The 11,675-nt window shown below is 34.5% G+C and carries 7 protein-coding genes; 4 read left to right on the forward strand and 3 right to left on the reverse strand.

Going from position 1 to position 11,675, the window contains the following annotated elements:
• Positions 1–102 precede the first annotated feature (102 nt).
• Both DKT72_RS14925 and uvrB read left to right on the forward strand, forming a co-directional pair.
• Positions 103–4,965: a T9SS type B sorting domain-containing protein gene (locus tag DKT72_RS14925; protein ID WP_111309540.1), complete on the forward strand. Its 4,863-nt coding sequence runs from the start codon at positions 103–105 to the stop codon at positions 4,963–4,965.
• Between the two features lie 29 nt (positions 4,966–4,994).
• A complete protein-coding gene (gene uvrB, locus DKT72_RS14930) occupies positions 4,995–6,998 on the forward strand; it encodes an excinuclease ABC subunit UvrB (RefSeq protein ID WP_111309541.1) in 2,004 nt (667 codons plus the stop codon).
• Between the two features lie 56 nt (positions 6,999–7,054).
• On the opposite strand, the gene DKT72_RS14935 is transcribed toward uvrB, so the two are convergent.
• Entirely contained in the window at positions 7,055–7,459 is a 405-nt protein-coding gene (locus DKT72_RS14935) for a TerB family tellurite resistance protein (RefSeq protein ID WP_111309542.1), read from the reverse strand.
• A 357-nt stretch (positions 7,460–7,816) separates the two neighbouring features.
• Between DKT72_RS14935 and DKT72_RS14940 the strand changes: the two genes are divergently transcribed.
• Positions 7,817–8,164, forward strand: coding sequence for a DUF1456 family protein (locus DKT72_RS14940; RefSeq protein ID WP_111309543.1), 348 nt, complete (start codon positions 7,817–7,819; stop codon positions 8,162–8,164).
• A gap of 35 nt (positions 8,165–8,199) precedes the next feature.
• Here DKT72_RS14940 and sucC read toward each other — a convergent pair whose 3' ends face one another.
• Entirely contained in the window at positions 8,200–9,393 is a 1,194-nt protein-coding gene (gene sucC / locus DKT72_RS14945) for an ADP-forming succinate--CoA ligase subunit beta (protein ID WP_111309544.1), read from the reverse strand.
• Positions 9,394–9,597: 204 nt separating this feature from the next.
• On the opposite strand from sucC, the gene lysA reads away from it, so the two are divergent.
• Positions 9,598–10,833, forward strand: a complete 1,236-nt coding sequence (gene lysA / locus DKT72_RS14950) for a diaminopimelate decarboxylase (RefSeq protein ID WP_111309545.1) — start codon at positions 9,598–9,600, stop codon at positions 10,831–10,833.
• 301 nt (positions 10,834–11,134) lie between these two features.
• Here lysA and DKT72_RS14955 read toward each other — a convergent pair.
• Positions 11,135–11,675, reverse strand: a 541-nt coding sequence (locus tag DKT72_RS14955) for a PorP/SprF family type IX secretion system membrane protein (protein ID WP_162623322.1), incomplete at its 5' end; no start/stop codon positions are given.

Below are 11,675 nucleotides of genomic sequence, written 5' to 3' on the forward strand. Positions count from 1 at the left end.
ACGATAAAGTGTGTTTTATCGTTTTTTTTTGCGTTTCATCCAGATTATAACTACTTTCACCGCAAAAAATTGTCTAAAAATGTTTTACCCAAATAAAGCAAAATGAACAAAAACTTACAGAGATATTACTTCATTACTTTATTACTTTTTAGCGTAAGCATCGCATCTGCGCAAAAAATAACGGTTAATAGCACAGCAAGTTTAGAAGATTTAGTAGAAACTTTAATAGATGGTTGTGTGGAGGTTTCCAATGTCACCTCTTCCATGAACGGCTCTAACTATGGCATTACCAGCTATGGTGAGTTTACTCAGGGTAGTTCTAAGTTTCCTTTTGAAAATGGTATCGTCCTATCTACTGGCAATGTCTTTTCTGTAAACAATCCATCGGTAGCAGAACCTCTTAGTGAAGGTATGCCTACTTGGGGGACTGATTCAGCTTTAGAATCTGTACTAGGAATTTCAAACACCTTAAATGCTACCTCTATAGAGTTTGATATTGTTTCCATTTCAGACCAACTTCAATTCAATTATATCTTGGCCTCCGAAGAATATAGCGGTAATAATTCATGCTATTATTCAGATCGGTTTGCTATTTTAATAAAGGAAGGCTCAGGTCCTTATCAAAACATCGCCTTGGTTCCTGGCACACCAGATCCTGTTAACACTCAAAATATCCGCCCTCAATCCGCACAGGTCAACTGCCCTGCCGTCAATGAAAATTATTTTGCAGGTTATAATACAGGGGAGACCAATTTTGAAGGTAGAACAACCATTTTAACGGCTTCAACAACTATCGTTCCTAACCAGACTTATCATATTAAACTAATCATAGCTGACCAAACAGATCAACAATTTGATTCAGCCGTATTCATACAAGGGAATTCCATCAAACCAGTAGATTTAGGTGAGGATGTTACCACATGTAGCAAAATGGTTTTATTGGATGCAGATATTAACAATAGTATTGCCAGTTATAAATGGTTCTTTAAAAACAGTGAAATCTCTTTAGAAACGAAGCCCACATTGAGCGCTAAAGAAAGCGGGCTATATCGCGTCGAAGTCACAGTTCCTGGAATTAGCACCCCCTGTACTGACGAGATTAATATTTCGCTAGGCAATGAAATTAGTATAGTTCCCATTGAAAATTATTATTTATGTGATATTAATGAACTATTTGACCTATCTACTAGAGATATCTACATCATAGACAACAATCCTACTATCAATACCAAGCTTATAAGTTATCATCCAAGCTTAACTGATGCTCAAGGCAATACAGGAACTATTACAACACCCGTTAGTAACAGCACTTACCCTCTAGTATATGCACGAGTGGAAGATATAAACGGTTGTATTGGGTATACGCCTATTAACCTTGTGGTCTCGGATCCGCCTACCATGCCAACAACCACCTCTTTTAATTTTTGTGTCAACGATAATGAACCCGTAGGTTTTACGACTATTGATCTAACGCAATATGATGACTATTTTACAGGCATGGATCCTGATTTAGTCGTAAGCTATCATAATGACAATACACAGGCAACAAATGGTGGTAATCCATTGACTACCTATGATTATAACAATGGAGATAGCTCTCCCCTAACATTCTATGTTCGACTATACAATACACAAACCGGATGCTTTAATACAGCATCCATGACCATTAACATCCTAGAAAAGCCTGAGGTTGCCACCGAAAGAGTCTTTTTAAATGCCTGTGAGGCTGTGAATGGCATGGATGGATTTGATGTTTTTGATCTCACGAAAGCTCTAGATGATATTGTTCTAGGACCTACATCCATACCGCCAACATTTTACGAATCTGAAGAAGACGCCGAAACAGGAAGTAATGCTATTATGGATCCCAAGAATTACAAAAATATAGAACCCTATGTACAAACTGTGTACGTTCGTGTAGAGGATGCTAATACCTGCTTTACTATCGTGCCTTTTGAAATTCACACCAATTTAATGCTTACTGGAACCAATTTGGGAGACTTTGCTATTTGTAATACACAAAATCAAAATACGCTAGAATTTTATTTGAGTGACGTGACAACCCATATTGCCAATAACTTGCCTAATATTACTGTAGCATTCTTTGAATCTGATGCAGATTACACAAATAACAAGCCCATTACAGGACCAACTGTTCTTGTTCAAAAAGACCTTCCGAAAACACTTATTATAGAAATAAACGACGATACAAATTGTCCGAGAAAAGCTCAAATCATCCTTCGTATTAATCCCGTACTTATTTTCAACCCTAGCGTTCCAATAACCTATTGCGATAATGATGATGATGTCACTGATGGTAAGATTATGGTAGACCTAAGTTATTTTGACAGTATAGTGACTGACGGACAAACTGATTTTTCTGTTAGTTATTTTTTAGATAAAGACGAGGCAGAAGCTAATAACATAGATAAAAGGCTCCCTAATTTTTATACCACAGGCTCTACTACCATTTACGCCAGAATTGTTAGTAACATCGATAGTCGTTGTGCCGGTGTATCGGAATTTGAGATTGATGTGATTCCTGCTCCAGAAGTTACTCCACCCCAACCAAAAATTATATGTGATACTGATGACCAGGAACCTGACGGAAAAACCATTATTAATTTAAACGATATTAGGAATGAAATTGTTAATAATCCGTCACAATTTACCATAAACTTTTATGACTCCAAGGAGAATGCAGAATCAGGTAGTAACCCTATACCTAACGCCTCATCCTTTTTAGCAACAACACAAACTATATTTGTTAGAGTTGATAATGTCCAATGCTCTAAAATCGTTCCTTACTCTATCATTATTAACACCAAACCCATCATAGGAAATATCAAAGACCTACTTATTTGTGAAGATGATAATAATCAAACGGAATATTTCGTGCTATCTGAAAAAGACGCTGATATATTGGATGGGCAAATAGGAAAAGAGGTCTATTATTTTACAAATCCTACTGATGCTAGTTCAGGAGACACAACTAGAGCCATTCCTAAAAACACGCCTTATGAATTAAGCAATCAAAATATATATGTTCGTGTAGAAAATATTTCGGATGCCAGATGTTCTGCTACAAGTTCATTTATTGTTAAAGTATCTGCCAACCCCATTTATAATAAAAATTTCGAACCCTTTTTTAAATGTGATAATGATAACATTAATGGTGAATTCTTTTTCGATCTGAATGAAAAAATTACTCAAATAAAACAAGGAACGCCCAATCCAAGTGATCTTAATATTTCATTTTACAAAACTCCTGATTTAGCACTGGCTGGTGACCTTCCTTTACCATTGCAGTATGTCAAAGATAAGAATTCTGAAACCCTATATGTTAGAATTCAAAGCAATAGCACAAAATGTGTTGTTATTGAGAATTTAAACATCAATATCATTGCGGCTCCAAAACTATCTGATGCCAGACCCTTAGCTGTTTGTGACACCTATACTGATATTTACGACGGCACGGCACTTTTTAACCTCAAGGAAGCCGACTTTATAAATTTGGATAGATCGCAAATTGGTACTGTGATACATTATTTTGAACATTTTGATGATATTAACCAAAATGATGTGCATGATAATAGTTTGGCAATAACAAATATAGAAAACTATCTTTCAAATCGTAAAACCATTTATATCAAAGCAACCAATACCAATACAGATTGTTTTACGGTTATTCCGTTGGAATTGGTGGTTAATGCACCTCCGAAACCCAATACTATTGGTACGGTAGGATTATGTGATAACGACACCAATACGCAGGATTTGTCAATCGTAGAAGCTCAGCTTTTAAATGATCCCACGGTCACTAATTTCGATTTTTATACAGATAGCAGCTTTAGTTCCCCTCTACCTGGCAAACTATTTACTTACTCGTCTATTGGGGATTTTACAATCTATGTAAGGATTACCAATAAAACATCCTTGTGTGATATCACAACCTCATTCAATTTAAGAATTAAAGAAACCCCTGTGGCTAATACGCCACCTGACTTAGTGGCCTGTGATGATGATTATGATGGTATTCTTGTATTTGATTTATCCCAGAACGATGCCGCGATACTAGGGTCGCAAGATCCAGCCATTCACAACATTACGTATTATAGCAGTTTTTCTCAAGCTGAAGCAGGGATTAATAAACTAGATAATTTACATCCCGCTGTTGATGGTGATACCATATTTGCAAGGTTAGAAAACATCAACACAGAATGTCCTGATATTACACAATTCAAAATTTTTGTAAACCCATTACCAGTGGTACCTGTAGATGATGTGGTTCCTTTATGTATCAATGATTTACCATTAATTATTGATGCGTACACAGGAAATCCAAATGACACCTATTTATGGTCAACTGGAGACACGACGTCCCAAATAGAATTAGGTCTGGGAGATATTGGGGAATACTGGATACAAATCACTTCTGATTTAGGTTGCCCATCTCCGCAAAAACCTTTTTCAGTTATTGAATCTGCTATTGCAGACATAAACTTTACCACGACGGTTGATTTCTCAGATCCCAATAGTATTACCGTAGATGTATCTGGTATTGGAAATTATGTTTATATTTTAGATGATGGTGATCCACAAAAATCCAATGTTTTCGAAAACGTTAGTCTAGGCAATCACACCGTTACTGTGCGAGACTTAAATGGCTGTGACGACACTTCCCAAAGCGTCACCGTTTTTGATATCCCCAAATTTGTCACTCCGAACAATGATGGTTATTTTGATAGATGGCATGTGGTTGATTTTACAAAATTACCAGGTACGGTTGTTTATATTTATGATAGATATGGCAAACTACTAAAAACTTTAACCCATACATCTTTGGGCTGGGATGGCACTTTCAATGGTTACAACATGCCAGCAGATGATTATTGGTTTGTTGCCAACATCATTCAAGAAGGCAATGCATTTACCATAAAAGGTCACTTTGCATTAAAACGATAAGGCACATATATTTTGCTTAATTTTGCAATATGCAATTTAAAGTTGAATCAGGGTTTAAACCTACAGGAGACCAACCACAAGCTATCAAACAGCTTGTAAACGGAATAAATGGTCATGAAAAATACCAGACTTTACTTGGTGTAACAGGGTCAGGTAAAACATTTACTGTTGCCAATGTCATTCAAGAGGTACAAAAACCCACCTTGGTTTTGGCACATAACAAAACTTTGGCCGCTCAGTTATATTCAGAATTCAAACAGTTTTTTCCCAATAATGCTGTGGAATATTTTGTGTCTTATTACGATTATTATCAACCAGAAGCTTATATTCCTGTTTCTGGTGTTTATATAGAAAAAGATCTCTCAATCAATGAAGAAATCGAGAAGATGCGTTTAAGCACCACTTCTTCTCTACTCTCTGGAAGACGGGATGTTTTAGTGGTTGCATCTGTATCTTGTCTTTATGGTATTGGAAATCCAGTGGAGTTTCAAAAAAATGTGATTTCTATAGAACGTGACCAAGTTATATCTCGCACTAAATTACTACATCAATTAGTTCAAAGTTTATATTCCAGAACCGAAAGTGAATTTAAACATGGGAATTTCAGAATAAAAGGAGATACAGTCGATATTTTCCCAAGTTATGCAGATGATGCTTTTAGAATCCATTTTTTTGGGGATGAAATAGAAGATATTGAATCCTTTAATATTGAAACCAACAAAGTCATTGAAAAATATGATAGATTAAATATTTATCCCGCCAATATGTTTGTAACATCTCCAGATGTTTTACAAAATGCCATCAAAGAAATTCAAGACGATTTAGTAAAACAACATGATTACTTTAAAGAAATCGGGAAACATTTAGAAGCCAAACGTTTAAAGGAACGTACAGAATTTGATTTAGAAATGATTCGTGAATTGGGGTATTGCTCAGGGATTGAAAATTATTCCAGATATTTAGATGGTCGCTTACCTGGCACCAGACCCTTCTGCTTATTGGATTATTTTCCAGATGATTTTTTAATGGTAATTGATGAAAGCCATGTCACCATCTCCCAAGTACATGCCATGTATGGAGGTGATAGAAGTAGAAAAGAAAATTTGGTGGACTATGGTTTCAGATTACCAGCAGCCATGGATAACCGTCCTTTAAAATTTGAGGAATTTGAAGCCTTACAAAACCAAGTCATTTATGTAAGTGCTACACCTGCAGATTATGAACTACAAAAGACAGATGGTATTTATGTGGAGCAAGTCATTCGTCCCACCGGATTATTGGATCCCATCATCGAAGTCCGCCCAAGTTTGAACCAAATAGATGATTTGATTGAGGAAATTCAACTTCGGGTTGAAAAAGATGAACGTACGTTAGTCACCACGCTTACAAAACGTATGGCTGAAGAATTGACTAAATATTTAGATAGAATTCAGATCCGTTGCCGTTATATCCATAGTGATGTAGATACGTTAGAGCGCGTAGAAATCATGCAAGATTTACGTAAAGGTTTGTTTGATGTACTCGTTGGTGTCAACTTATTACGGGAAGGATTGGATTTACCTGAAGTATCTCTTGTTGCCATTTTAGACGCCGATAAAGAGGGCTTTTTACGTTCGGCACGTTCACTTACCCAAACCGTTGGTAGAGCCGCCAGAAATTTAAACGGTAAAGCCATTATGTATGCCGATAAAATCACCAATAGTATGCAAAAGACTATAGATGAAACTAATTACCGTCGTGAAAAACAAATGGCTTATAATACCAAACACCATTTGGTACCTACTGCGTTAAATAAGAGTTTAGATAACGCCTTAACCAAAAATTCAATAAGCACTTATAGTTATGAGTTAGAAGCCAGAAAAGCTGCTGAACCTGAAAGTGCTTATTTGAGTAAACCTGAATTGGAAAAGAAAGTGAGGGAAAAAAGAAAACTTATGGAAGAAGCTGCTAAAGCATTGGATTTTATTGTAGCAGCCAAACTACGTGACGAAATTAAAACCTATCAAGACAAAATAGAAAAGCTAAAAGTTTAAACTTTTAGCTTTTCTTTACAATCCTAGGATTGTATAATCAAAACTTACTTAATTTATCAATTGTATTGTGTTTTGAAAATATCTATCAAAACATCTGGTGGTACTATTTTGTTTGGAAAACTTTCCATAAGATATAAAACCTTACTTATAGATTCGTGGCTTAAACCCATTCGCAATCCAAAATTATATAATTTAGTGGCTCCTTTAGATGCATCTCCACTATCTTCAATATTCATCAATAAAACCAAACGGTGGAATTGTACTATACGCTCACTATGGGATTTTAAATGCGTATACATTACGGGATGCTCTATTAAATATTCAAAATCTTCACGAGATATCTCTAGTTGTCTAGCAACACCTAATAAAAAATTATATTCTATATTTTTTATGTCTTTATCATATTTTGCAAAAGCAATCATTTCAGACAAAAGACTCAATTTTTCTACTCTATTAATCATATATTGAGGGATTAATTATTTACAATATAAAGGTAAGGAGAAGTGTCAATTCATAATCGGTGATATAATGTAACTTATCGAAAAGTGGCAGGTACTTCATCGTAGATTTTATTTATTTCATCTCAAATAAAATTTTAAAACCTTAAAAAGTAACTCATATTTATGTGTTTACAATAGTTAAAAACCCCATTTAATAATGCGCAAAATATTAATAATCAACAATTTAAATATTAAACTTAATTTTAAAATTTTAATTTGAATCCATAAAAATAAAGGTATCTTTACAAGAATTATAAAAACGCTAGATGGGAAGGTATCATGGAGTGAAATCGATGAAATGCATAACCAAAAAAGAATATGACAAATAATGATATTTTAAAAAAATTACGAGTGGCTTTAAAACTTCGTGATGATGATATTGTAGCTATTTTAATGCTGGTGGATTTCAGAATTTCTAAAAGCGAATTAGGTGCCTTTTTTAGAAAAGAAGATCATCCTAAATATGTAGAATGTGGTGACCAAATTTTACGAAATTTTTTAAATGGATTGGTTATTCATTTGAGAGGCCCAATGCCTGAAAAAAATTCAACGGACTTAAAATCCAAGTCCATTCATAAAAAAGAAACAACCAAGGATTCTATTTCCAAAGAAACAAAATCTAAAAATTTTGTTCAAACGAAATCAAATAAAAAGGGCAACAATTAATTGTTGCCCTTTTTATTATTTCTGAATCATTAAACTTATTGAGCTAATACTTTTTGAACTTTATCAGCTGCTTCTTGAAACTCTGTTGCACTTAACACAGCTAAACCAGAATTATCAATTAATTCTTTCGCTATATCTGCATTGGTACCTTGTAAACGCACAATAATAGGTACATTGATAGTCCCCATATTTTTGTAAGCATCGATAACACCTTGAGCGACACGATCGCATCGTACAATACCTCCAAAAATATTAATAAGAATGGCTTTTACAGCTGGATCTTTTAATATGATTTTAAATGCAGCTTCTACACGAGCCGCATCTGCAGTTCCTCCAACATCTAAAAAGTTAGCTGGCTCTCCTCCTGCTTGCTTAATTAAATCCATCGTTGCCATAGCTAAACCAGCTCCATTTACCATACATCCAACGTTTCCATCAAGGTCCACATAATTTAAACCCACTTCTTTTGCTTCAACTTCTATAGCATTTTCTTCACGTAAATCACGTAAGTCTAAATAATCTTTATGTCTGTAAAGCGCATTATCATCAATAGTTACCTTAGCATCAACAGCTAATATTTTATCATCACTCGTTTTTAAAACAGGATTAATTTCAAATAAAGAAGCGTCGGATTTTATATAAGCTGTATAAAGATTAGATACAAATTTTGTCATTTCTTTAAAAGCATTGCCCGATAGCCCTAAATTAAAAGCGATACGTCTTGCTTGGAAAGCTAATAATCCTACTGAAGGATCAACTTCTTCAGTAAATATTAAATGAGGTGTTTTTTCTGCTACTGTTTCAATATCCATTCCACCTTCTGTAGAATACATAATCATATTTCTACCAGTGCCTCTATTCAATAAAACGGACATATAAAATTCACTCGTTTCACTATCTCCTGGGTAATAAACATCTTCGGCAACTAAAACTTGATGTACTTTTTTACCCTCAGCAGATGTTTGAGGGGTAATTAAATTCATGCCGATAATTTTACCAGAAATCTCTTCTACTTCATTTAAATTTTTTGCAAGTTTCACACCACCTCCTTTACCACGTCCACCAGCATGAATTTGTGCTTTTATAACATACCAACCTGTGCCAGTTTCAGCTGTTAATTCTTTAGCAGCTTTCACTGCCTCTTCTGCATTTTGAGCAACAATACCTCTTTGAATACGTACTCCAAAACTACTTAAAATCTGTTTACCTTGATATTCGTGTAAATTCATAACTTGCTTATTCTTTTTAAGAAAGGCAAATGTAAATAATACCTATTAATTACACTAATATTTTATTTGTGAATGCATTAAAAACCAAATTTAATTTCAAATTGTTAATTAATTAACAATTTGTTCAATTTGTTTAATTTTTTGTTTATTTATTTTTTATTGAAACTAAAAAAATATCTTTGCACAAAATTAATCAAGACTATTATGGATAAAGGTCAATTACTGAAAATAGCACAAGAATTTGGAAGCCCAATTTATATTTATGATGCAGAAAAAATTGAATCACAATATAAACGATTAACGAGTGCTTTTAAATCGGTTAAAAAATTAAAAATAAATTATGCTGTAAAGGCATTATCCAATATATCAATACTTAAGTTTTTTAATACGCTTAGCGCTGGGATTGATACCGTGTCCATGCAAGAAGTGCAACTTGGTTTAGAGGCTGGTTTTAAACCCCAACAAATTATTTTTACGCCAAATGGTGTGTCATTACATGAAATTGAAGAAGCTGCAAAATTGGGCGTTCAAATAAATATTGACAATCTGTCTATTTTGGAACAGTTTGGAACAAAACACCCAAAAACACCAGTTTGTATTCGTATTAATCCGCATGTGATGGCGGGTGGAAATAGTAATATTTCTGTAGGGCATATCGATTCTAAATTTGGTATATCTATTCACCAAATTCCACATTTATTACGCATTATAGAAAATACAAAAATGACCATCAATGGTATCCACATGCACACGGGGAGCGATATATTGGATATCGATGTCTTTTTATATGCCAGTGAAATATTATTTGAAACCGCTAAACAATTTAAAAACTTAGAGTTCATAGATTTTGGTTCTGGATTCAAAGTCCCTTACAAGGCAGGTGATATTGAAACCAATATTGAAGAATTAGGACAAAAATTATCCGATAAATTCAATGAGTTTTCAAAAGATTATGGCAAAGAGTTGACGCTGGCTTTTGAACCTGGCAAATTTCTAGTCAGTGAGGCTGGTTTCTTTTTAGCTCAGGTAAATTCTGTAAAACAAACAACTTCTACCGTGTTTGCACAAGTAGATTCTGGTTTTAATCATTTAATAAGACCTATGTTTTATGGATCCCATCACGATATTATAAATATTTCAAATCCAACAGGTCGTGAGCGTTTTTACACGGTGGTAGGTTATATATGTGAAACGGATACGTTTGGAAACAACAGACGTATCAATGAAATTAATGATGGTGATATTTTATGCTTTAAAAATGCAGGAGCATATTGTTTTTCAATGGCAAGCAATTACAACTCTAGGTTTAAGCCTGCAGAAGTATTATGGTATAATGGTAAAGCCCATCTTATTAGAAAAAGAGAAACGTTTGAAGATATTTTAAACAATCAAATCGCTATAGATTTTTCAACAAAAAAAGAAAAACAGTTGGTTAAATAAAGCCAATTGAATCTTAGTTATTTAAAAAGCCCAATAATATTGGGCTTTTTTTGTTTTCAAAGTAATTTTTCATATTACAATCTTGGTGGAATTTTAACCTAATAAGAAAATCTAATAAAAAAGAAATCTCAGTACCATTTCATTTTAGCAATAACTTCGAAGCCGATTGAAAAATAGTTGCTAAAATGTCACATTGTAGCCCAACATTATTAACTGGTAAGTAAAAAACAATTATAAAAAAGAGGCTGTCTAAAAAATTAAGACAGCCTCTCATTATTTGTAACCTCTTATCGTTTTAAAACTACAACTTAAGGTACAGCATAATCTCATGGGTCCCATTGTCCATATGCTGGATGGAACTTTTAAGGGACGATTCATAGGCATAACCTATGCGCATCGATTTCGAAGCATTGAAGAGTACCATACCGCTAACGCTCTCGTCAATCCTGTAAGCCGCTCCCAAATCAAAATTATGGTTGAACTCAAACACCCCAGTCAAGTCAACAGATAAAGGCGAGGCGTTTACATAACGGAACAGCACGCTCGGTTTAAAAACGGTCGACCCTCCCAATGCAACGTCATATCCCCCTGACAAATATACATGGGTCCTATTAGATCCCACGGTCGCTATCCCGTTTTCTTCCTCCAACCTATCTGAATTCAGGATCTTAGGGACCGATAACGAAATAAAATAGTCTTCATGTCTCAAATAGATCCCTGCACCAAAATTAGGGTTCAGCCTACCGCTCAGGTTCATCAACTTGGGATCCTGGGAAACTCCATAGGTCACCAATCCGTCCGTATTCGCATTATAGGAATTAAATCCGCCCTTAATACCAAAG

The organism is Confluentibacter sediminis (assembly GCF_003258355.1).
GTDB classification, from domain to species: domain Bacteria; phylum Bacteroidota; class Bacteroidia; order Flavobacteriales; family Flavobacteriaceae; genus Confluentibacter; species Confluentibacter sediminis.